The sequence below is a fragment of the Psychrobacter sp. Ps2 genome, assembly GCF_022129405.1.
Lineage (GTDB): Bacteria > Pseudomonadota > Gammaproteobacteria > Pseudomonadales > Moraxellaceae > Psychrobacter.
In genome coordinates this window covers 443,149-467,041 of sequence record NZ_JADQAM010000061.1, presented here as the reverse complement: position 1 = coordinate 467,041, position 23,893 = coordinate 443,149, and the positions used below count along the sequence as shown (strand labels likewise).

General features: G+C 43.3%; 14 protein-coding genes. 4 read left to right on the top strand and 10 right to left on the bottom strand.

Annotated features, from left to right (window positions below; all coding sequences use genetic code 11):
• Positions 1-37: 37 nt before the first annotated feature.
• Positions 38-1,171: an aspartate-semialdehyde dehydrogenase gene (gene asd, locus I3254_RS13550; RefSeq protein ID WP_238053214.1), complete on the bottom strand. Its 1,134-nt coding sequence runs from the start codon at positions 1,169-1,171 to the stop codon at positions 38-40.
• Positions 1,172-1,610: 439 nt separating this feature from the next.
• Here asd and I3254_RS13545 point away from each other — a divergent pair, with 439 nt between their 5' ends.
• On the top strand, positions 1,611-2,741 hold the full coding sequence (locus tag I3254_RS13545) for an endonuclease/exonuclease/phosphatase family protein (protein ID WP_238053213.1): 1,131 nt from the start codon (positions 1,611-1,613) through the stop codon (positions 2,739-2,741).
• Positions 2,742-3,221: 480 nt separating this feature from the next.
• On the opposite strand, the gene I3254_RS13540 is transcribed toward I3254_RS13545, so the two are convergent.
• Positions 3,222-4,613: a peptidylprolyl isomerase gene (locus I3254_RS13540; RefSeq protein ID WP_238053212.1), complete on the bottom strand. Its 1,392-nt coding sequence runs from the start codon at positions 4,611-4,613 to the stop codon at positions 3,222-3,224.
• A gap of 156 nt (positions 4,614-4,769) precedes the next feature.
• Complete coding sequence (gene lptD, locus I3254_RS13535; protein ID WP_238053211.1) at positions 4,770-7,859, bottom strand: LPS assembly protein LptD; 3,090 nt, start codon at positions 7,857-7,859, stop codon at positions 4,770-4,772.
• 375 nt (positions 7,860-8,234) lie between these two features.
• On the opposite strand from lptD, the gene I3254_RS13530 reads away from it, so the two are divergent.
• Together I3254_RS13530 and murU are read left to right on the top strand one after the other, a co-directional pair.
• Positions 8,235-9,338, top strand: coding sequence for a phosphotransferase (locus tag I3254_RS13530; RefSeq protein ID WP_238053210.1), 1,104 nt, complete (start codon positions 8,235-8,237; stop codon positions 9,336-9,338).
• A gap of 46 nt (positions 9,339-9,384) precedes the next feature.
• On the top strand, positions 9,385-10,122 hold the full coding sequence (murU, locus tag I3254_RS13525; protein WP_238053209.1) for an N-acetylmuramate alpha-1-phosphate uridylyltransferase MurU: 738 nt from the start codon (positions 9,385-9,387) through the stop codon (positions 10,120-10,122).
• Between the two features lie 182 nt (positions 10,123-10,304).
• Here the strand turns inward: murU and I3254_RS13520 are convergent, their stop codons facing one another.
• The 7 genes from I3254_RS13520 to I3254_RS13490 all read right to left on the bottom strand — a co-directional run bounded on the left by I3254_RS13520 (position 10,305) and on the right by I3254_RS13490 (position 19,827).
• On the bottom strand, positions 10,305-10,421 hold the full coding sequence (locus tag I3254_RS13520) for a DUF2474 domain-containing protein (RefSeq protein ID WP_101206161.1): 117 nt from the start codon (positions 10,419-10,421) through the stop codon (positions 10,305-10,307).
• Positions 10,422-10,516: 95 nt separating this feature from the next.
• A complete protein-coding gene (cydB, locus tag I3254_RS13515) occupies positions 10,517-11,533 on the bottom strand; it encodes a cytochrome d ubiquinol oxidase subunit II (protein WP_238053208.1) in 1,017 nt (338 codons plus the stop codon).
• Complete coding sequence (locus tag I3254_RS13510; protein WP_238053316.1) at positions 11,533-13,014, bottom strand: cytochrome ubiquinol oxidase subunit I; 1,482 nt, start codon at positions 13,012-13,014, stop codon at positions 11,533-11,535. Before I3254_RS13510 ends, cydB begins: the two co-directional genes overlap by 1 nt.
• Positions 13,015-13,478: 464 nt before the next feature.
• Positions 13,479-15,956, bottom strand: a complete 2,478-nt coding sequence (locus tag I3254_RS13505) for an alpha/beta hydrolase (protein ID WP_238053207.1) — start codon at positions 15,954-15,956, stop codon at positions 13,479-13,481.
• Between the two features lie 305 nt (positions 15,957-16,261).
• Positions 16,262-17,386: a hypothetical protein gene (locus tag I3254_RS13500; protein ID WP_238053206.1), complete on the bottom strand. Its 1,125-nt coding sequence runs from the start codon at positions 17,384-17,386 to the stop codon at positions 16,262-16,264.
• Positions 17,387-17,622: 236 nt separating this feature from the next.
• Positions 17,623-18,261, bottom strand: coding sequence for a 2-polyprenyl-3-methyl-6-methoxy-1,4-benzoquinone monooxygenase (coq7, locus tag I3254_RS13495; RefSeq protein WP_238053315.1), 639 nt, complete (start codon positions 18,259-18,261; stop codon positions 17,623-17,625).
• Positions 18,262-18,495: 234 nt separating this feature from the next.
• Complete coding sequence (locus tag I3254_RS13490; RefSeq protein WP_238053205.1) at positions 18,496-19,827, bottom strand: MFS transporter; 1,332 nt, start codon at positions 19,825-19,827, stop codon at positions 18,496-18,498.
• Between the two features lie 483 nt (positions 19,828-20,310).
• Between I3254_RS13490 and I3254_RS13485 the strand changes: the two genes are divergently transcribed.
• On the top strand, positions 20,311-23,871 hold the full coding sequence (locus I3254_RS13485; RefSeq protein ID WP_238053204.1) for a BamA/TamA family outer membrane protein: 3,561 nt from the start codon (positions 20,311-20,313) through the stop codon (positions 23,869-23,871).
• Positions 23,872-23,893 lie beyond the last annotated feature (22 nt).

The window sequence follows — 23,893 nt, the reverse complement described above, 5'->3', positions numbered from 1 at the left end:
TTGCTGTCTTTTTTATCTGATATTTTGGTTATTCGATTTAGTTGTTTTGCTCACGAATGATATTCAGCATACGGCGCAATGGTTCTGCTGCGCCCCACAGTAGCTGATCACCAACGGTAAAGGCACCTAGATATTCAGGGCCCATATTAAGCTTACGCAAGCGACCTAGAGCAACAGTCAAGGTGCCAGTCACGGCTACTGGCGTTAGGCGATTCATAGTAGCTTCTTTGTCATCTTCGACCAAGTCCAACCACTCGTTGCCACTGTTTTTAAGTGCAGCTTCGATTTCTTCTAGCGGAATGTCTTTTTTCAGTTTGATCGTTAAACCTTGTGCATGGCAACGCATGGCACCGACGCGTACACACATCCCATCAATAGGAATCGTACTAGCTTCATCGTTACCCAAGATCTTATTGGTCTCAACGCCGCCTTTCCATTCCTCTTTTGACTGTTTGTTTTCTAGCTGCGCATCAATATAAGGAATCAAGCTACCTGCAAGTGGCACACCAAAGTACTGTGTAGGGAAGTCTGCTGAGCGCTGAGTCTGAGCGATTTTTTTATCAATCTCAAGAATAGCACTAGCAGGGTCAGCCAATTCGTCTTGGACGGCATCACGTAACACACCCATACCGTTGATGAGCTCGCGCATGTTGTTTGCGCCAGAGCCACTAGCAGCTTGATATGTCATGGCGCTGACCCATTCGACCCAGCCTTTGTTAAACAGCTCGCCGATAGCCATCAGCATCAATGATACGGTACAGTTACCACCGATAAAGTCTTTTTTGCCATTGGCTAGGGCACTATCAATAACGTTACGGTTGACTGGATCAAGAATGATGATGCTGTCATCTTTCATACGTAAGGTACTTGCCGCATCAACCCAATAGCCGTTCCAACCACTATCACGCAATGGTTGATGGACTTTTGACGTATAGTCACCACCTTGGCAAGTAATAACGATATCACAAGCAGCAAGTGCGTCAATATCATGAGCGTCTTTTAGTTGGCCGGTTTCAATACCATCGAATTTTGGTGCATCACCACCAGCATTACTGGTAGAAAAAAACACCGGTGTGATACCGTTAAAGTCATTTTCTTCCTGCATACGTTGTATCAATACTGACCCTACCATACCGCGCCAGCCTACCAAACCTACTGTTAAATCACTCATGAAGTTCAATCCTATTTACAATTATTTGTTGCATCGTCAACCGATAACAATGCCGTGAATGGCGCGAAAAAGCAAGGCGTTTTGGCTATTATTTGGTCGTTTTCTATACACTATTAACTATGTCGACTATAACTTTAAGTTATTACTATTGAAGAGGTACCTGGCTATCTGACAAACTCAAAAATATAATGTTCAATAAAGCACTCATTATATTGAATGAGCCAATATTGTAACGTTTTATGATAGTTGTCGCATAATTGAGACTCACCAGTAGGCGAGAATCTTCTGAAATGCTAAAGTAAGTCTCAAACACAATTATTCGACGTTAGTTATTTGATGTCAGGCGGGTTACAAACACGATATTTCTTATCAAACAAAAGCTTAACCAATATACATCATCAGCTCTATCGACACTTTAATCAACGGTTAGTACCTACTTATGGATCTCTCACTATTATATTACGCCTTACAAGGTCTAGCAGGATTCATCGCCTTTGTCACAATCTGGGGCTGGTTGCCGCTGGATAACTGGTGGGTGCGCGGTGTTGAGTTTCCACGTATTCAAATAATGGTACTTGGTATTATCGCTTGGGTTGGCATGATAGTGTTTTTCTCAGAGTGGGAGTTAGGGCAGTGGATATTGTTTGTTGTGTTGAGTGGTACGTTAGCATTTCAGCTGAGAATGGTATTGCCATATACTAAGCTGTGGAAAAAAGAAGTTCAAAAGGCAAAAGATAAGTCAGAAGGGCAAGCGCATCAAATAAAAATCATGGTATCAAACGTATTGACGCCCAATGACGAAACGCAAAAGCTGGTCGATTTGGTGAAGCAAAAGCAGCCTGATATCTTAATTACATTAGAGAGTGACAAGAAATGGGAGCAAGCCTTACAGCAAGTTGAGTCTGACTATCCCTATACCGTGAAAGTGCCACTAGATAATTTATATGGTATGCACTTGTATTCTAAGCTTGAGCTGATCGATCCTGAAGTTAAGTATTTGATGATAGATGATATACCGTCTATTCATACACAATTGCGTTTGCAAGGAGGCCGCGTCATTTGGTTATATTGTTTGCATCCCATGCCGCCTAGCCCAACTGAAGCTGATAAGTCCACCACACGTGATGCTGAGCTGCTCATGGTAGGTAAACACATAAAAGAAAACGACCAAACGGCGATACTGGCAGGTGATCTCAATGATGTCGCATGGTCAAAAACTACTCGTCGCTTTCAGCGTATTTCTGGCTTGCTAGATCCTCGCATTGGTCGACATTTTATTAATACCTTTCATGTTAAATACCCGTTTCTGCGTTGGGCTCTAGACCATATTTTCCATAGTGCTTGCTTTACGGTAGTTGATATTCAGCGTATGCCGTCGATAGGTTCCGATCATTTTCCTGTGATGACAACGCTGCAATACGAGCCAGAAGAGGCCAGCCAGCAAGAGGGTAATGCCCCTACTGCACAAGCAGAAGATATCCGAGAGACTGATAACAAAATCGAAGAAGGCAAGAAAGAAGGCGAAAAAGTGTCAGAAGAGCACAGACAAGAACAGCGCAGTTTTAGTTAATAAAAGAGACTGTTTATTAACGGTAATACATAGAGATAATGTAAGCATATGCTTACGCAAAATAGAGTCTTTAGCTTCTATCGGCACCAAATTCATTGGCCTATAATACATCCATCAACACAAGGATACGCATGGATGTAGTGTTGAGACAGTATCAATAAAAGCACAGGTCAGCCCGCTGTCTTATATTGATACCGTTAAATGACTTAGGATGAGTCAGCACGGAAGAGAGATAATAACAATAACACGAAGTATTGAAACCCTGAACCAATCGCCCTAGGTTCGGGGTTTTTCTTTGTGTATAGATTTTGGTTTATCAAGATTTAAACTATTTAACTTTGGGTTTTCCTCATCAAAGCTTCCAGTTAAATATCTAACTGCGCAAAATAAAGAAGGGTATATGCAATGGCATATACCCTTCTTTATTTAAATCGATTCAATATTCTAGCTAACTTAATACTATTAGCTTATTGCAACATATCAGCCAAGTATCTGAATATAAGCGCCAGCACGTAACTCTTGTAACCAGTCTTCTTGAGCTTGTGGTGCTAAGCGTTGATACAATGCTTGACGTGCCATATTGCGACGATATTGCTCGCTAATATCTTGATCGCGCTTACCGTCGACTTTTAGGATATGCCAACCAAACTGTGTCTTAAATGGCGCAGAGTAATCACCAACAGCCGTATTTTTCATTGTGGCTTCAAATGGACCAACCATATCTTCTTCGCTAACCCAATCAAGGTTGCCGCCACGTCCCGCAGAACCTGGATCGTCTGAATACGTTGAGGCTAAGCTAGCAAAGTCAGCGCCGCCACGAAGCTGCTCGTATAGATCATTGATTTTTTGTTCAGCAAGCGCGTCAGTCTGTAGGTCATCGACTTTGACTAGGATATGGCGAGTATGCCACTGTGGTATCAGCATCGTATTGCTGGCTTTTTTATCAGCAAGCTTGATGATATCAATCCCTTCAGGAGTCAATAATGGCTCGCTTACGGTACCAACGTCTAACTTGGTAATTTTGCTAGACAGCTCTGTTGGTAAAGAGGCTGCCTTGTGAAAGCCCATATCTCCACCTTGCAATGGAATCGGATAGCTACCTTGGCTAGCAGCAACGGCTTCAGCGACGTTGACATTTGGCTCAAGCAAACGCGTACGTAATGCTTGTGCGACTTTTAATGCTTCTTCACGTTGAGCAGCTGATAGGCGACTATAGTCATCTATATAAGGCACACGTACGTGAATGGTTTGATATTCGCTTTGATTCAGACGTTTGGCTTCAGGTGAGGCCAAAAATGCATCAATGTCTTGCTCGCTAATACGTACTCGGCGAGTAATTTGACGCTGCTGTAGCGCTTGGATAGAAGCCTCTTCGATCAGTTTGGCGCGTAGATTGGCATAACTACCAGGTTGTGCCGCATCTAGACGTTGCTGCAATGCTGCGATGCTATTAAGGCCTTCAGCTTGAGCGATTTGACCAAGACGTTGATTGATTTCTGCTTCATCGGCAGACAGTCCCGCGCGTTGGACCATAGACAGTTGTAGTTCACGCAAAATAAGCGCGTTTAGCACTTCAGACTGTAGTTGTGCTGAGTTTGCGATAGGCTCTCCAGCAGCTTTTGCACGTGCTTGAGTTTGCTCGATAGCATCAACCAGTTCGCTTTTTAAGATAGCATTTTCATTGACTAAAGCAATAATACCGTCTGTGCTATTGGCTGGCGTCAAGCGATCAACTGAGCTTTGCGCAGCAGAAGTAGAAGCTTGAGCTGCTGCAGGTTTGACAGTATCAGCGTTGGCACTTAGCGTAAGCGTAAGGCCTGCCATAGATAGCAATACTGCTCTGCTAGTCTGACGTAAAGAAAAAAATCTCATGATGCTCCTCATCAATGTCATTGCATCGGGTGGTAGTCGGTCAACTCTATCCAATACTCTTAATAATAAAATATTCGACAGCGTTTCCCATAATAGGGATTCAAATAGTGTCTTATAAATATTTACGTAAATAACTCTAATCTAGCAAAAAACTGGTTAGTCTTTCCATGCCGTCTGTACAGGTTCAAAGCCCAAAATCTTATCAGCAAGCAATCGTGTCAAGCGGCTACTGCCACTGCCAAGACCGTTTAATCTAACTTCTGCCATAATAGCTTGTGTTGGCTCGTCTTTTACGTTTAGGTCATTGTAATAGCGGCGACCATAAACAGCAAAGCCGAAACAGCAATCTTCGTAATCAACGCCGATGAGTGAATCGAGCATCTTGTTACGATTATAATCGTACTGACCTTGAGCCAATATACGCCAGCTGTTATTGATAGGGAAAACAGCGGAAGCGGTAAACGCAGATAATGGCAACTGATCGGTATTGTCATCACGCTGACGTTTAACATAACCCACATTAAATAAGCTATTGTCTGATGGCTGATAACGAAGTTCAGTAGTAATGTAGTTCAAATCATAATTACTAGTTAGGGCACCGCTGACATCAACCCAAAAATTATTATAAGGCTGAGTGCTGGTATCCCATACCATACCTGAAGAAGACGAAGTAAAAACAGGCTGATCGTCGTCAAGTGTCACACGTCCATCATCTAGATAGAACTGTTCTGCAATGCTACCATCAAAACGTGTCACACCCGTTGCATCGATGTAACGATAATTGACGCCAGGCGTAATAGAATGCAAATCCTGCAAACGATCATGACCTAAGAACCAACTGTCCGAAAACAGCTGCTCATAGTTAATAGAGGCAATACGCGTATTAAAGTTAGGAATGTCGTTTTGGTTTTTATACGGTGAATACGTATATTTTACGCGTGGGCTAAGTAAACGATAGCCGCCCATCGTATCGTCAAACGCACCAAATGGTGAGCCCGCTTGATAGAAGTGTAGACCTGCATCGATACTGGCTTGCGGAACAAAAACCGACTGACTGCCATCTTCTTCACTAAGCTGATTATCTTCTAAGCTATCTTCGTCATATGACGTATATAGATGCTGCAAGCTCAGCTTAGGTTTGATATAACCCCAAGAAGTTTCCATTGGGTAGGCGGCGCTCAGTTTATTGTAAATACGTGCGCCACTTTTTTCGTTTTCAGAGCCATCATCGATAGATTTTTTGAAGTATGCAGAATCATGAATACCAGTGATATCGAAGCGCTCGGCCCAAGGCAGGCGATAATTTAATTTGAGCTGTGGCAAGCGTGAGTACGGCTTGTCTTTGTCTTCTAACGCTTCACCACTATCAGTAAAAGCATCTAGAGTCTGGAAAGTTTCTACTTTTAATTCACCATCGACATAATCATTGTAATAATTGACGCGGGCACGACGTGGCAAGTTTATTGTGCTGTCCGATAGTCCCAACGTATCAAAATCATTAAGGTAATCGGCATCTGATACATAGTTGTATTCAGCGTCGGCGCTTAAACGTGGAATGCTTTTCGACGACCAAGTATGGTCATAAAACAAGCTGGTACGATCTTCGTCGTCATATTCTTTATCGTTAGGTAAGTATGAACCGTTTAAAATACCTTCCCCATAGCTCTCAGTCAGATAACGGAACTCACCTGATAGCATCGGGTTACGGTCAGTATAAATATGCGTGTTAAGGGTGGCATCGTAGTTAGGTGCTAAGTTGAAATAATAAGGAATATCAACTTCAAGACCGCTTTCACTGCTGACACTGGCACTTGGCAATAAAAACCCACTACTACGGCGACTGTCTATCGGGAAGTTAAAGTAGGGGAGATAAAATACGGGTATGTCAGCAACACGGAAAGTGGTGTTATACGCTTCGCCGCGCCCTGTATCGGTATTTAGATCGATACTTTTGGCTTCAAACTGCCATTTGCGGTTGGTAGGTGGACAGGTACTAAACATCACCTGATCCAGCTCGTATTCACTTTCGTTAGGTTTGTTTAAGCGTTTGGCATAGCCGTGCGCTTGTAGACCGACACTGGCAAACGCCACATCATTGGCCGTTGATTGACCAGTCTCAGTATTGTAATTCAAGCTATCTGCAACGCCAATTAGGCCGCCTTGTGCCGCTCTATCATTAAAGCTGGCTTGGCCGTTATTCGTAGCTGCATTGTTTGTAGAGACGTTGCTTGTACGCTGTCCAGTCGCATTATCTGTAAACATGACTTTGCCTTGAGCAGCTGCAACGCCATTGCTCAAGTCAATCATGACTTTTTCTGCTTCAATATGCTGAGTGCCTTGGTCAATTTTTACATTGCCTGATAGCTCAGCATAATTAATATTATTGTAATAACCGTAATCAGACTCAGTAAATAAAGGGGCTTGATTGTTCGGAACGCTAGCCACATTTGGTGCTGGTTGTCCGTTTGCCGTACCAGCTTCGTTTACAGCGCGTTGATAATTGGGGTTACTCTGCGGATATACCCATTGACCTTCACAGCGCTGGGCACTGTCCACGGCATTTGGCAACAGACGCAAATCTCTACCGACCTTTGGAATCGTCTGTGCAGCAGGCATCGCATTATTATGAGTATTGTTCGCTTCAGTGCTGATAGCCTCATTGTTTAATGTTGACGCATCGGTATCTGGCGTTAGCTCATAAAACTCTGCTAAGCGCATTAGACTGGCTTGAATACTCTCATCATTAAGATCTAGCTTGCCATTGTCAGTTGTTATCGCTTTAGGAACAAAGGCACTGCTATCTGGTGTATCAATGCTTGCTTGGTTGTTAGTTTCTGTATTTAAATTAGCAGTATTAGAAACTTCGTTGCTAAAAGCTTCAGAGTCAGCAGCCTCATTAATCTCTGTAATATTTAGGTCATTGTTCTCAGAAAATCTACTATCTAACGCAGTATCATTCGATAAAGCAGCGTTATTCGTATTAGCAGAATTAGCATCGTCTGGATAGCTGTCATTTAGAATATCTGCTTCTTGATAGCCATCATTACTTTGAGTACGACTAATACTATTGGCGTCAGTCGCCACACTATTAGAAACATAGCTGCCTGTACTATCCGTAGTGAGTGGTTCAGTTTTTTGCGTATTGGCATCACCAATGGCAGCACTGACAGTTAGGCTAGATAAGCCTAAGGCACCAAATAAGATCAAGCGGATGCTTTGGTAAAGCGGAGAATATAACAAGGGCACACCTATGATTGCAGAGCTTATTGGATTGCATGACTGAGTTTAGTAGCGGTATCACCGAACGACATAGAGCGATGAATAAGCGACTAAAATATGACTAATGTATTCTCAAAAATTTGGATGTTTTACATATAATGACGACTAATCATAGTCAAAAAAAACCAAATCAGCTACACTATTTACCAAAATTTATAATATAGCCATGCTGATTTTTAAGTAGCGATAGCGATTCTATCCGACATCAAGTATTGAATGATATAGCAATACGTCTGTGGCAGCTTGTATAGCACCGCCGCATATCGCTATTTTAGCAAGTATTTGTCAGACTTATCACTACTTTAATTATTTATGACTTATATTTAACCAGCGACGCCCAATATGACTGACAAAACGACTTTAGAGACTGATATGATCGATGAAAATAACAACCGCCAGCAGCAATTAGAACAATGGTTACAGCAAGTATTTTTAGATCAAACCTTTAGTCTAGATAGCTTACCTGGTGACGCTAGTGCCCGCCGATATCATCGTATCGAACTATCAGAGACAGATAATAATGCCAATAAGCATTATATCGTTATGGACTCCGCTGACGAGCAAGATGCGATGCTACAGTTTATCAATGTTGCGAAACTGATGGCACCTGCTGTTAACGTGCCGACCCTGACTGCACAAAACGTAGAAAAAGGATTTTTGGTATTACAAGATTTTGGCACAGTAGAATTTGCCCATTTGCTTGTCCATGCAACCGCAGACCAAATCAATGACTACTATCAACTAGCAATGCAGACACTAGTCGCGCTACAAACGGTACCAGTAGAAACGGCAAAGTCGCAACACCAGCTGCCAAATTATGACACAGCACTATTAGACCGTGAGATGGATTTATTTAGCGAATGGTTTATGCCTTATATTGGTGTCGCGCTAGATGAGCAGGTTTGGGGAAACCTAAAAACAGCGTTAATGAATGAGATTTTGCAGCAGCCACAAGTGGTGGTCCATCGTGATTATCACAGCCGCAACCTTATGCAAGATCAAGCAGACCAATCAAAGTTGGGCGTGATTGATTTTCAAGATGCTGTCATTGGCTCTTATGCTTATGATTTAGTGTCGTTAGTGCGTGATGCTTATGTTGAATGGCCAGAGAGCCAAATATCTGCATGGATTAATGACTTTTGGCAGCTACAAAAGCAAAAATCACTAACCACTGCTGATAGCGCGGTACAGTTTGAAAACGATGTAAATGTCATAGGCGTACAACGTCACCTAAAAGTATTAGGGATTTTCATTCGTTTGTCTGAACGCGATGGCAAAGACCGCTATTTGGCGGATATTCCTAAAGTCATGCGTGATTTAATTATTGAATTAAACTGGCTTGCCGAACATGGCAACGATGAACTAAAGCAATCAATTATGCCGTTTAATCAATGGCTGCAAGCGGCAGTGCTACCTGCTTATAAAGAGAAGTTTGCTTCAGCGTAGATGACGCTCAGCTAAATTAATTTAAATAATAAAGATAGGAACGCAGATGTCTACCTCTACGATTACACAAGCCATGATTTTGGCAGCGGGCAAGGGCACACGCCTACGTCCATTAACACTTGAGACGCCCAAGCCTTTGGTTGAAGTCGCAGGTCAACCGCTTATAGTTTGGCATATTAGAGCACTACAAGCAGCAGGCATTACCGATATCACGGTCAATGCATCATGGTTGGCAGATAAGCTAATGGACAGCTTAGGCGACGGTTCACAGTATGGCGTAAAGCTGCATTGGTCAGTAGAAGACGATGAACCGCTTGAGACCGCAGGCGGCATTTTTCAGGCATTACAATCAGGTAAGCTAAAGGATGAGCCATTTATTCTGGTTAATTCTGATGTCTGGACTACCTATGACTTCTCTCAATTAACAGACTATACATTGGGAGCGGATCAGCGCGCGCACTTGTTATTGATAGATAATCCAGAGCACAATAATGGCGGCGATTTTGCGATTAATAATGGCCTAGCGAGTGAACAGCCGGTAGGCGATGCAGATAAGTATACCTTCGCTGGTATTAGCGTAATGTCACCCAAATTGGTAGAAGGTCTGGTATCAGGACAGCCTGCTGCATTGGCACCACTACTAAAGCAAGCAATGATAAAGTTTCAAATTACTGCTGAAGTGACGACAGATAATTGGATAGACGTGGGGACCCCAGAGCGTCTAACACAGGTTAATGAGTTTATCGAACAGAATGATATCGAGCATGCAGGTAAGCCAAGCTGATAAATTTAAGATAAATAAAAAGCAGCGTTGATTATTCAACGCTGCTTTTTTTATGCATATAGAAATATTTTTTACGACATTCTTAAAAGGGGGATTTGCAAGACAAAAGTTCAAATGTAGCATCTAGCAAGCGACTCATTAGCTAAATAACTGGCACTCAATCGTATGAGTAGGCAATTACGCTAGACACCCATGGCCAGTTTGATTAGCTGAGCAATGGTAAATACGACTAAAAACCCTGCTAAATATAGACCTACAAACCATGCCCATTGCGATTGTTTTTTACTGAACTTTTTCATAGAGATCTCCTGATTAGCGTATGAAGTGTGACTATCATCTATAAACGATGATAGCCATCCTTTTTAGCTGATCCGTTGCCCGCCGCGATTAGCGACTAGTACATCGGATTGTGATCAGATTTACCTTTGAAGGTATAGTAAGCAAATGCTGTATAGCTCAAGATAATCGGTAACATGATACAGGCGCCAATCAGCATGAATGATAATGAAGTATCGGCAGCAGCAGCCTCATAAATCGTCATTTGATACGGTACGATATAAGGGAATAGGGCGAAACAAACGCCGATGTAACCCATTAAAAATAGAGCAACCGTTAGTAAAAATGGACGATACTCACGCTCTGTTTTTAAGTCTTTACGCATGATAAAGAATAAGAGCATGACAATGATAGGCATAGGAGCAAGGTATAACAAATCTGGGAAACTAAACCATCCTTCTAATGCGTCGATGTCTGAGAAGTACATAAACGCTGTGACCACAATCATCGCTACTAGTAACGCAGTAAGCATCCATCTAGAAACTTGGCGCGCCCATACTTGTAATGTGTGCTCCGTTTTTATGATAAGCCACGTTGAACCAAGTAAGGCATAGCCGATAATCATGGCAAATCCGCACACAATCGAGAAGGGCGTGAGCCAATCAAATGGCCCGCCCGTGTACAAGCGATTGCTTGCCTCTAACCCTTGCACCAATGCCCCAAGCATAATGCCTTGAGAGAAAGTGGCAACGACTGAGCCGACAAAGAAAAAGGTATCCCACACATGCCGACGTGAAGAGGATTTGAAGCGAAACTCAAACGCCACGCCGCGCATGATAAGACCGAACAGCATGGCAGTCACGGGTAAATAAAGACCTGTCATAATGATGCCATAAGCAACAGGGAATGCTGCGAATAAACCACCACCGCCTAGCACTAGCCACGTCTCATTACCGTCCCAAAATGGCGCGATAGAGTTCATCATGCGGCTACGGTTTTTATCTGAGCCTGCAAATGGGAACAAGATACCGCAGCCCAAATCAAAGCCATCAAGCAGTACATAGACAAAGACAGACAAAGCAATTAAACCGCCCCAAATAAGAGGTAAATCTAATACATCACCGAAGTTAAACATTAGCGCAATCCTCCATCATCGACATCATTTGCAGGCTCATCTAAGCCTTCTTCAGTACCTTTGGCAGGATTACTATCACCACTTAACGCGCGGCCTTGGCTCTCGGTTACTGAGTGCTCGTAGAAATTATCTTCTGCAGGATCTGTATAAGGTTTCGGCCCTTGAGCAATCAAGCGCAAGATATAAAAACTGCCTGCACCAAAGACAAATATGTACAGCACAATAAAACCAATCAATGTAGTGGCTACTTGCTGTGCTGCAAGCGGTGACATACTTTCAGCAGTACGAATGACGCCATAAACTGTCCAAGGTTGACGTCCTGTCTCGGTTACGAACCAACCTGATAGTAATGCGATAAAACCAAGCGGTGTCATCATCATCCACGCACGGTGGAACCAGACACTTTCGGGATTGAATTGCTGTTTTTTGAAGTATTTATAGGCACTAAATAAACCGACCAGTACCATCAACATACCAATAGCGACCATAATACGGAACGCCCAAAACACAATAATGACGTGCGGTTGGTCTTCTGGTGCCCAGTTTTTGAGACCCTTCACTTCACCATCTAACGAATGGGTGAGAATCAAACCTGTGACATAAGGGATTTTTACTTCGTATTTATTGGTTTGATTTTCTTGGTCAGGAATCGCAAAGAGACGCAATGCGGCCCCACGCTCATCTTCCCAAATACCTTCCATCGCAGCCACTTTGGCTGGCTGATGCTCAAGCGTATTCAAACCATGCTCATCACCGATCAACACCTGTGCTGGTGCCACAAAGATGGCCATAATCATTGCCATACCTAGCATGACACGACCATGCTGACGGTGCTCGGCGTGTTTTTTGGACTGGATATAGTAGGCACCGATACCGCCAATGACAAAGGCAGTGGTTAAGAACGCCGCCGTCACCATATGTGCGAAACGGTAAGGGAATGAGGGATTGAATATAATCTCAAGCCAGTTGGTCGGATAAAGTAGGCCGTCTGCACCCACCATAAAACCTTGAGGGGTTTGCATAAAACTGTTAGCCGACAAAATCCAAGTAGCTGATATCAGTGTACCAATGGCAACAATGGCAGTGGCGGTAAAATGCATGCGTTTGCTTACACGGCCCCAGCCAAATAGCATAATACCTAAAAAGGAGGCTTCTAAGAAAAACGCGGTCAATACCTCATAGGCAAGTAGTGGGCCTAGAACGTTACCGGCTTTATCAGAGAATACTGCCCAGTTAGTACCGAACTGGTAGGACATTACCACGCCTGATACCACGCCTAAACCAAAGACGACAGCAAATATTTTGACCCAATGCTTGTAGACTTCAGCATAGATAGGTTCACCAGTTCTTAACCAGCGGAATTCAAGCACCGCAAGCCAGCTGGCAAGCCCGATAGAGAATGCAGGAAAGACAATATGAAACGAGACAACAAAAGCGAATTGGATACGAGCGAGTGTCAGCGCATCGAGCTGGTCAATCATAAATGTAGCGAACATAAACGGTTACTCTCATCTGTTAGCTGAATAGCGCTGACTTCCGTACAACGCTTAAGTAACTGTCCGTAACTGTACATAAATCAAGGTGACAAAGATTACGGGCAATGGCTCAGTGACGTGGGCTTAGCAACGTTGGACATAAATTGCGACTAAGTTTGCGGCTCACTGTTTAGCTGAATTGAATAATTTATGTCCCTATAAATTCATATATTACAGTCATGTGCTGTATATATTATGCGCTTCCCTAGATAGTCACGCAACCCATGCCGTTAGACAGCTACATACCTAAGAGTCATCAAAATAACATAATTCAAACATTGAAAAATAAAATTAATATTATTAAAAACAAAGCAGTATGCGTGAACATACTGCTTATCTGAAAGCTATAACTAATGTTTAAAGGTTACGATTTATACGCCAAAAACCTCGTGAAATAACAAAAATCTACATCATTCTTGTAGCTGCTTATGCAAAATCCTTCGCAACGTCAAAATGGTCTGCGGATTGGTCTGGATACTATGACCGCCATTGATAATTGTTTCAGACGCGGCACCATCGAGATGGGCACTATTATAAGGAACGATACCATCTGACAAACGCTCGGTCAGTGCTTGACTGATATCATCATTGACTGTCACAGCGGCAACAAGCGGCTCGGGTGGTAGCTGTGATGTCTCAGTATTGTCACTCACATCAACGCTCGCTGTTTCATTTCCAGAGTTGTCTTCTACAGCCTGAGACAAATCAATCTTGGCACCGTTTGGTTGCGTTTGTGCCAGTCCTTTAGTGATATCGGCATCGTTATTGGCAATGATTGAATGGTAAGTGATTCGCTCATTCATAGTGATGTCTTTGGTTAACTCTATAAAAGAAGACTTGTCACTTAACTGGCTGGCACCATTTTGCAAATATAACGCGCCCAGTGGGTTTTGTGCCAAATCGCCTTGTGTGGCAATGGTCGCTAAGTTATCTGTGAATGTCTTGACCAGCCCTACGGGTAAGTAAACGATGCGGCGTAGCGCACGGGTGAACCAACGATCTGCATAATCTGTACCACGGAAAGGTGCAGATAGAAAAACAGCGGTGTCTACTTGTGGCAATGCCTGTAGCTCAAATCGTTGCTTTAACTCATCTTCGCCAAAAGACGTTTTGAGCGCGTTACGGATTTGCTGTTTCTCATTACTAGAGAGTATGTCTTTATCATTGAGCTTATCTAAATCATCGACTAAATTTTCATCAGACAGCATCATGCGAGCGATAATGGCACCCATACTATGACTGATAATCACACTATTTCGACTGGCACGATTTTGTCCATTGGGATCAGTCTGCTGGTAGGTGCTGTTGATTAACTGCTGAATCTGATAACGATTTTCTAAAATAGGCAGATTGGTTGGATAGAATATTTGCCAAACTTGGTAATTATCACGCAGTTTGTCATCATTAAGAATATCGTTGGTCAGATTTACCCAAGTTGCTGGACTAGAAGCTAGCCCGTGCAACATAATCAACACGCGTTTATCAGGATCATAAGGCTCGAGCATAAAGAGTTTAGGCAGCTGAGCATCTGGCTGGCGCGTAATCAAGTTTAAATAACCTACGCCATCTAACTGGTTTTCTGATAACCATAAGCCATATCCCGCCGAAAAGTTAGCTGCCAGTGGGTAGTCATCGTTGAGGATATTGACGGATTCGGTTTGGTACGGATTGTATAAATGAATATCAAGCTTACGACTGCTCAGTGCGTCTAATACGCTATCACCGTCTGGCTTAATCAATCCAGTTAGTAAAAGGTGTCCAGTGGGATAAATACGTGAGCTTGGCTCGCTGTCGTCCGTGCTTTTATCCTCATTTGTTAGCCGACCAGATAATGAGGCGACCAGCAATTGACGGATCGTGGTGGTATAGCGATCATCCAATGACGCCACCAAACTGATGCCCAAACCAGGGCGTTTGCTCACAGAATTGAGACCAGATAGTCGCAGCTCATAAGTGGATGATAAGTCTGCCAAAGCGGAAGTTTGTTTATGAGCGTTTTGCAGATAGTTGTTTTCGTTGGGCAAATAAATATCGAGGTTATAGTCATTTACGGTCACTTTCATGACTTTGACTTGGTCTGTCGCTTTGCCCTTTAGTGGAGGTCGATTGGCAATCGCTGCTTCATCCGTGTTGTCACGCTTGGTAGAGGTTATTGGCAAATACTCTACCGTCGTATCACCCATCAATTTATTGGCGTTTTCAGTCGATTGATAAATTTGAGTAATAACGTCATTGCTAGCAGCGTTATAAATATCTTGGGTCTGAATGTCATTGTCATTTGGAATACGGTTTTGCGCACGATGGCTATTGCTATTTTGCTCTGCACCTTCAAAGTCATGGGTCAGACTGTCATAAAACAGATAGGTGTAGCTGTATTTGACGGCATCAAATAACCTTGCTTGATAATCGGTTAAACACAGGTCAGTCTCTTCTTGCTGTGTTTTTGAATCCTCATTACTTAAAGGCGCATTGGCGTAATACGGATCAAGTGGCGGGCGTGCAAGCGCATTACGACAGTTTTTTGAATCAGATAGTTGACGCGCTTTTGCATAGTGCAGTTCTGCAAAAATAGCTAAGGCAGGCCGATAGTGCCTGTTAAGCATACTATCAGAGAGCTGAGTCAAGCATAAGTCAAATTGCTGCATACAGGCTTGCTCATTCAGTCCTGCTGATAGCAAAGCAGATGTTGTGTCGCTACTTAGCGCATTGTCAGTGACGATATTGCCGCGCTGCGCTGAGATGGTCTTGGCCGAGGCTTGTTTATCGACCGTCACCGTACTACACGCTGGTAGCAATACTGCTGCCGCCAAAAGCATAAGTGACGTAATGGGCAGGGTTTTTTTATTAATATGCATTACTGTCTGTTTGCTAAAGCCAGCGAAAGTCATAAGTCAGTCCAATAAACGGTGGTTATGAGAGTATCAATAATGAAAGTAGCAATTGATAATGAGTGTAGCGCAACTTTTGGCATTAGACTATTCATTTGCAGTTCTACAAAAGCATGTTTTAAAACGAAAGTGTTTCTACTAGTCGAAAAAAAGCGCTTTTGTCTTATAGATATAAAACAAAAGCGCTTGGTATTTAAAGCTTGGATTTAGATTATTTATTAGAGATTTGACCTAGTGAAGGTTTTATTAAACAAATATCTTATGAATCAAACCCTCAATAGCTAATCTCAACAAGTATAAAATTTCTAAGCACCTGGTTTTACACTGATGTCAGGGGCAGGAATATCCCAAATGTAGAATTTGCCTTCTTCAACGAGTTTGATTTGTTGAGGAATAACAGTATTGTTAGGGTATTGCCCTTCAAGACGACGTAGGCGTTCTAACGCATTAGCACGGCGGTCACTAAGTAGATCTGACTGTGCCAAGCTTTGTTCTGCTTCGGTGTACCCTAGAGCGACAGCGCGATCTAGATACTTTTGACCTTCTTTGAAGCCGCCACCTTCTGATAGCATCATGCCGTATAGGAAGTTAGCCTCACCACTATCAGGTTGCAGCTTGATAGCGCGATCGACATATTGACCACCACGTACTGTGTAGTCTGAACCTAAGTCTAGGTTACGACCCATGCCGTTTAGCTTAGCGGCACGAAGCAATACATCAAAAGACGCGTCTGGCGACTTGGCATATGGCTCGATCCAATCAGCCAATACTTTGATTTTTTCACGCGTGTAATGGCGCTGTGAGCGGTTAGGGAAGTTTGGTGGATAGTGACGCGCGTTAGGGGACACGTCAGCGATGAAGTCATCTAATAAACTGACATCAAGCTTATCAGTACCTAGCCCTTTTTGTTGTGGAATTAGTACGGTTTTCACAAAGCTCATGTCTGAGAGCTGTACCTGCGGTGTAGGAATATTCGGAAGTTGTCCGCTACGCAAGTCGATACCGGTAGCTGTCATTGGACCAGGCTCATAGACACGAGTAGTGCCGTTCATGACAGGTGCAGCAGCAGGCGACATCATTTGTGGTGTTTGAGGTTGAGCAGTGCTAACAGATGCGTTGTTTTGCAGAGTGCCGCTTAGTTGCATGTTAGTTGTTTGCGCATTAGTCGGCTGGCTGTTGCTCGCAGGTGTTGCTGGCAAGCTTGTTTGAGCGGCATTGGCTTGAGCAGGACTGATAGCTGCATTAGGACGAGCAAGACGAATCACACGTTTGCTTGAATCCATTGCACTAGGTACAGCCGTTGCAGTGGCGTCAGTTTCTGCAGCGTTTACAGGTGCAGATAACAGCATGGCACAGGTTGCAGCCATGACGGTCAACGTTGCAAACTTCGGTGACTTAATAGAGTGGCTACTAGAGAGAATCGCTTTCATAAAAATCGTTACCTTGTTTAATTTATTTGGTTGTTATTCATTGATTGGACGGTAATATAAATAGCGCATTGCTGCAAAATCGTACAAATTTTTAATACCGTAGCAAATTAAGCTTCACGCTATCTGTGGTAGGATTGTTAATTGCTAGAATTAAGCAAACCTACGTAAATCTGTGTAGACGTTGATGAGTAAGAAAGTCGACAACAGCAGCTAACAACAGTACCTGTAACCATAAGCTATAAGTGATAAGCGGTATCTTTCATACGATTTGCCATCCATCGCATGGTACGACGTACTGGCGGAGACAGGGTAGCGCCGCCGCTTGCAAGTGCTAGCTCACGATGGTGCAGCTCCTCTTTATCCATTTGTGCCAATATTTCTTTTGAGCGCTGATCATGTTCAGGTAACTGCTTGATATGATCCTGTAGATGCTCGCTGACCTGCGCTTCTGTCTCCGCCACAAACCCTAGACTAAACTCATTGGAGATCGCGCCTGCGACTGCACCGAGTCCAAAAGACATACCGTACCAAAGCGGCGTAAATACGCTGGCATGGCTACCAAGTTCGCTTAGACGAGTCTCGCACCAGACCAAATGATCGACTTCTTCTTCGGCCGATTGTTGCATGGCTTGTTTGACACCACTATCTTTCGCGGCAAACGCTTGGCCATGGTATAGACCTTGCGCACATACTTCACCTGTATGATTGATACGCATAAGACCTGAGACGTGCCGAGCCTCTGTGATGGTCAGCTCAGGAATCTCATCGCTACTGACGGGCAACGGACGCGTGCTTGGATTAGAATGTGGCACGACAGCTCGTAATGCCTTATCGACCCCAAGTAACAACTGGTCAATTTTAGATAAAGGACGCAGGGTCATAACTCACTCCTGATGGTGTTAAAAACTGTCAATAAAATAAAGTGTGTTACCGTTTAAACGTAACGGCATAATGCGTATTACTATAACAAACAATCTAAATTATCGGCTCGAATATTACTGTCTAGGTAGCCCATAAATAATCTATAGATAGTGGGCAAACTACTATAGCTATCATAACGACGAAACCGTCAGCGAAACATTAGACTATATCTATGGAGCCAAACTTATTTACGGCGTTATACCATCGTTGGTTTGTATAACGGCATGCTTAATATGTTTATTGAGTTTGATGTATAAAAATGCACCAAACACGATATTCAATAGCCCTGTCACCAAAAATAGCTGCGGTAGCGTAAACCCTAAAACATTTAAGATAACAATCGCAAAAATCGCTGAGGTAACCATAAATATCGCATTAAAAATATTATTCGCGCCAACAATACGTGCTCGATGACTCTTAGGTGCGTAGGCTTGCATAGAAGCATATAGCGGTACGATATACAAACCACCGCTAAATCCTAATAAAAATAAATCTGCAAATACCCGCCAGCTACCACTTATATTAAACAAATCACCGATGCCAAGTAATGTGTCATTATTCACATTTATATCTAAACCTGAAAGTGAAAAATACAAATCAATAGCAAAGATACTTAATCCAGCAATACCAAAAGGTAATAGACGCAAGCTGACTTTGTTCTTGGTCAATGTTTTGCATAGCACCGAACCGATCGACACACCAACAGAAAACAATGTGAGTAAGAAAATAACGACTGACTCATCACCAAGCAAAATCACCTTGCTGAACTCTGGCACTTGGGTCAAAAACGTCGCCCCATAAAACCAAAACCAACTGTTGCCAAGAATGATAAAGAACAAAAAAGGCAAGGAGTATAAGTAACGAACCGTGGCTAAGCTGGTCGTAATAATATTCCAGTTAATCTTCAGGTCAGGCTGCATCGCTGGCATATTAGGAATATAGCGTGCAGCCAGATATCCTAAAACAGCGACAACCAACACCGTGGCACTAATCCAATACAGGGATTGTGATAGCTGAGTCAAAATACCAGCGACAATCATCCCGACTAAAATAGCCAGCGAAGTACCCATCTGAAAAAGGCCGTTGGCGCCGACCAACTCATCTTCTTTCATCGCTTGTGGCAGATAAGCGTACTTAATCGGTCCAAAGAAGGTCGAATGGGTACCCATCAAAAACAATGCGACAAATAGCAGTGCATACCATTCAAAGACAAAGCCGACTGCGGCAACTGCCATAATGACCAGCTCAAGCAGTTTGATAAACTGCGTGAGCTTTGATTTCTCATACTTATCAGCAATCTGTCCTGCCAAAGCAGAAAACAAAAAGTAGGGTAGGATGAATAACATGGCGGCCAAGTTATTAAGGATGCTGACCTCTACGCCCAATTTACTGGCAGCAGTATAAGTGAGCACCAGTATGAGCGCCTGCTTAAAAATATTGTCATTGAATGCGCCCAAAAACTGGGTGAAAAACATAGCGCTAAAACGACGGCGCTTGAATAACTGAAACTGGTTGGACATGGACATTCCTACAGATAAATCGCGACTGATAGAGAAAAGAGCGGCGCTGAACGACAGTTTTTTTATGATAATAATCGTAAATTTTATTAAAAACTATATCAAGATATAGCATAGGTTTTATCAATATTAAGCCGTATAATAGCAAGGCTTCGGTGAAAATACATGCAGTCAATGCTATGATTCGATATTTAACTAAGTTATGATTTATAAATTTTATGTGATTGCGTTTTAGGGTATAAATAGTAGTGAAAACAAAGGCTACTATCTATTAATGCTATCTTTAAGCTAGTAGCCTTCTCTAAGCTAGTAGGCCTATAAGGCAGTAGACACAAAGTGCTAAAGCCGACACTATAGATAACCAGTCATAAAATTAAAGTAGTAAACCATTAATTGCAGATAACTGCTATAAGTTTATTCACCGGTCAGACTTGACGATCGTTATCGTTGATAAGATTGTGCCGCGTGAGCTGATAGGACGTAAAGATGATAAAGCAGCCTTCAACTCGAGCATGCAAGGGTCTAATGATGCAGCGTGACACAGCCATAATCCAAAACGATAGTAATAATTTAAGTACGTATCCAGCAGCGCCGCGTAAAAATTTCAGACGCTCTGCACTGTGCACTGCGCTTGCGACCAGTTTCTTCGGTATAGCACCTGCAGCAATGGCAGATACCATCAATAATGTAAACGATACCGCTATCACCAACTCATCTTCTGCTGACCAAACTGATAGCAATCAAACGTTTAGTAACCAGAATAACAATAGTCAAGCTGCTAATGAGCAAGCATCTATCAAGCAGTCAGCTACATTGTCCGATGACGATACTCAGCTAGATATGGCTCTAGATGCGCTACGTCTAAAAAAGGCAGTAGAGCAAGGCATCATCGATCAGTCAGTATTGGACGACTATAGCGAACAGAGCTTGGGCATTAAAAAACCTAACTCGACAAAGTCAATATCTAAAAACTCGACGACGCAAAATACCAATGCTCAAAACGCAACTTCTCAAAACAAAAACACTCAAAATCTAGAGAGTTTCCCTGATAGTCCAAGTACTTCATATAATCCCAATAATGTTCAATCAATCTCTTCTAATGATGACCTGTTGCAACAAGCAACCGAGATCCAGCAGCAGGGTTATCAAATGATGACCCCTGAGCAGATCGATCGTGAGCTAGCTGCAATGGATGCGCAGAATGCTCAAGATATTAATAGTATTAATATTAGCAATAACGACAGTGACTTTGATGCGCCAATCGCTACGTTAGATGACACAACATCGCCAATTGGTCTCGATGTAGAGCTAGATGCGACAAACTTGCCCGCGCCTAGCAATCTTGATACGTTGGGTAGAAATGAAACAACGCAAGAACAGGCGAGCACAGCTGAAGGGATGTCACGTCCGATTGAGGTAAGTGGCGCTGTTAGCAATGAAGATGTCGCTAGGAATGAAGCTTTTGTTAAGAATGAAAGTGGCCTGACGACTGATGATAGTAGTGATGAGCTGATAGCTGGTACGAATGTACCTGCCAATGTAGAAGGTACGACAACAGATATTATCAACCCTAATGACTATCTACCAGATTATCAGAATGATACTCAGGCCGTCGATCAAAGTATCGAACAAGCCAATAGACCACGGCCACGCGCGCGCAATAGAGGTAATATCGTGACGCGTCTGTACAATCGCTTTTTTAACGACGGTGGCGTGGTGGCTTTGCCAAATGTAGAAACCACTGTTTATCTAGAGCAAGTATCCGCTGAAGACTCTCCTAACGGTAAGGCTCAGTTGATTGAAGCTGACAACGACATTCAGCCAATGAAAAACATCAAAGCAGCACTTGATGATACTTCCGTTCAGTCGGTTATAGACTTTACTGCGGCATTGCCACGTTTGCGTGAGACGGCACAGAATGCTGCTAAAGCGGTTGGTTACTATGAGGTTGAGCTGCGTTTGACCCAACCTGATCGTGACACAGTCAATGTTGTGATTGAAGAGCTAGGCGAGCCGGTACTGGTAGACAGCCGTATTATTGAGATTCGCGGTGAGGGCAGTGAGCAAGAAGAGTTTGCATCGCTTGAGGCAGACTTGCCGCCGCAAGAAGGCGATATTTTTAATCACCGTGTCTATAAGAGCAGTAAAGCGGCTTTAGAGTCCTTGAGCAATACCTACGGCTATTTTGACCAGTATTGGCTGAACAAATCCGTTGATATCATCTTGCCTGATAACAAGGCAGATGTCTCGTTGGTTTATAACACGGGTGATCGTTACGAGTTTGACGATGTGGTGTTTTTTACCTATGACAAAGAAACCAATACGCTGACCCAAGACCCTGACAAGCTACCAGTAGAGCTTTCGTTGTTACAACAGCTCTATGGCTTTACGCCGGGCGAGCCGTTTTATCGTCCAGCAGTTACTAAGTTCAGTAATGACTTATCGGCAACTCGTTACTTTAATACGGTCAACGTCGAGTCGATACTACCACCAACTGATAGTAGTGAAGCTGGTACCTTAGCGTTTGACAATGCTGCTACCGAGGGTAACGACACATTAGATGACGACATTAACAATGTGGACAATGATGGTATCGCAGATCTGAGTAGCAATGATGGCGCAGCTGCCTCAAATGTAACTGCTAGCACAGAAGATACGGTTAATGATAATAGCGATATAGGTGTAGAGAGCGATAATGCTCTGAGTGCTAACAGTGGCGAGACAGTCAATGAAGCGGATATCGCTGCGATTGATTTTGAAGCTGATGAAGCCACCCTTGATAAGCTGCAAGCCATCAGACAAAAAGCAGAGCGACTAAGCCGCTTGCCGAATGATCGGGTGCTTGATGAAAAAGATCAGGAAGCTGACAATCTATTGGGCAAAATCAGTGACTCAATCAGTAATGTCGCACAAAAGATATTCCCTGATGAAAAAAGTCTGATCGCTGATGAAAACTTTGTACCGCCAACGCTAGCAGGACGTAAAACGCCGCAAGACGTTGCAGAAAGCAAAAAAGTACCTTTATATGTGTTTGTATACACGGATAAACCACGTGATGCTCAAGTTGGTCTTGGTTATGGAACAGATACAGGCGTTCGCGCTACCGCAAAAATAGACTACAACTTGCTCAATCGCCAAGGCTATCAAGCGGGTGCAGAAACAGAAGTATCGAGAATCAGCAAAAACGTGGCTGTTTATGCCAGTCGACCATGGAATCATCCGCTCGATGATAAGTTAGATGGGCGTCTTACTTATGAAGAGGAAGTGATTGACCAAGGCGAAGGCAACTTCGACCTGTCGACCACAACGCTAAAAGCGGCTTTGGCACGTAATATCCGTAGTGACACTGGCTGGAACCGTAGCTACTCTGTGCGTTACCGCTTAGATGAGCTTGAGACAGGGGTTGATGGAGCAGCGCTAGATGATCTGCCTATCCGCTTTACCTCTTCAAGTCCGAAACAGCGCGCGCTGCTATTTGGCTATGGTATGAATAAAACAGATACCGACAACGCTACCAATCCAACGCAAGGCATGCGCCAGTACTACTCAATCGAGGCTGGCACTGATAGCGCATTCAGTGATACCGATATGGCGATTATTCGCGCAGGCGTTAGTGGTATCTATAGCTTTGGCGAAGACAAAAAGCATCAAGTATTAGGTAGTGCCAATGCCGGTTATATCTGGGCGGATGATTTTTACGATGTGCCTTATAAGTTGCGTTTCTTTGCAGGTGGCGATCAGAGTATCCGCGGTTATGACTATGAGAGCTTGTCACCATTAGACAAAGGCTATCTAACGGGTGGACAGGTTCTAGCGGTCGGTAGTGCTGAGTATAACTATGAATTTAAACCAGGTTTCCGTGGCGCATTCTTTACTGATGTCGGTAATGCCTACGACAAAGATTTTGACACTGAGACAAAAGTCGGTGTCGGTGTCGGTATCCGCTGGGCATCGCCTGTAGGAATGGTGCGCGTCGATGTGGCAGCTGGCGTGACTGAGGAAAGTATTCCAGTACGACTACACTTCTTTATTGGTTCACCGTTATAATCGCTCAATGTAGTAGTTCCAA

Bases quoted from the DNA above. Each gene is read 5' to 3' on its own strand.
- asd (WP_238053214.1), bottom strand. From the start codon at position 1,171: ATGAGTGATTTAACAGTAGGTTTGGTAGGCTGGCGCGGTATGGTAGGG.
- I3254_RS13545 (WP_238053213.1), top strand. From the start codon at position 1,611: ATGGATCTCTCACTATTATATTACGCCTTACAAGGTCTAGCAGGATTC.
- I3254_RS13540 (WP_238053212.1), bottom strand. From the start codon at position 4,613: ATGAGATTTTTTTCTTTACGTCAGACTAGCAGAGCAGTATTGCTATCT.
- I3254_RS13530 (WP_238053210.1), top strand. From the start codon at position 8,235: ATGACTGACAAAACGACTTTAGAGACTGATATGATCGATGAAAATAAC.
- murU (WP_238053209.1), top strand. From the start codon at position 9,385: ATGTCTACCTCTACGATTACACAAGCCATGATTTTGGCAGCGGGCAAG.
- I3254_RS13520 (WP_101206161.1), bottom strand. From the start codon at position 10,421: ATGAAAAAGTTCAGTAAAAAACAATCGCAATGGGCATGGTTTGTAGGT.
- cydB (WP_238053208.1), bottom strand. From the start codon at position 11,533: ATGTTTAACTTCGGTGATGTATTAGATTTACCTCTTATTTGGGGCGGT.
- I3254_RS13510 (WP_238053316.1), bottom strand. From the start codon at position 13,014: ATGATTGACCAGCTCGATGCGCTGACACTCGCTCGTATCCAATTCGCT.
- I3254_RS13505 (WP_238053207.1), bottom strand. From the start codon at position 15,956: ATGACTTTCGCTGGCTTTAGCAAACAGACAGTAATGCATATTAATAAA.
- I3254_RS13500 (WP_238053206.1), bottom strand. From the start codon at position 17,386: ATGAAAGCGATTCTCTCTAGTAGCCACTCTATTAAGTCACCGAAGTTT.
- I3254_RS13490 (WP_238053205.1), bottom strand. From the start codon at position 19,827: ATGTCCAACCAGTTTCAGTTATTCAAGCGCCGTCGTTTTAGCGCTATG.
- I3254_RS13485 (WP_238053204.1), top strand. From the start codon at position 20,311: ATGATAAAGCAGCCTTCAACTCGAGCATGCAAGGGTCTAATGATGCAG.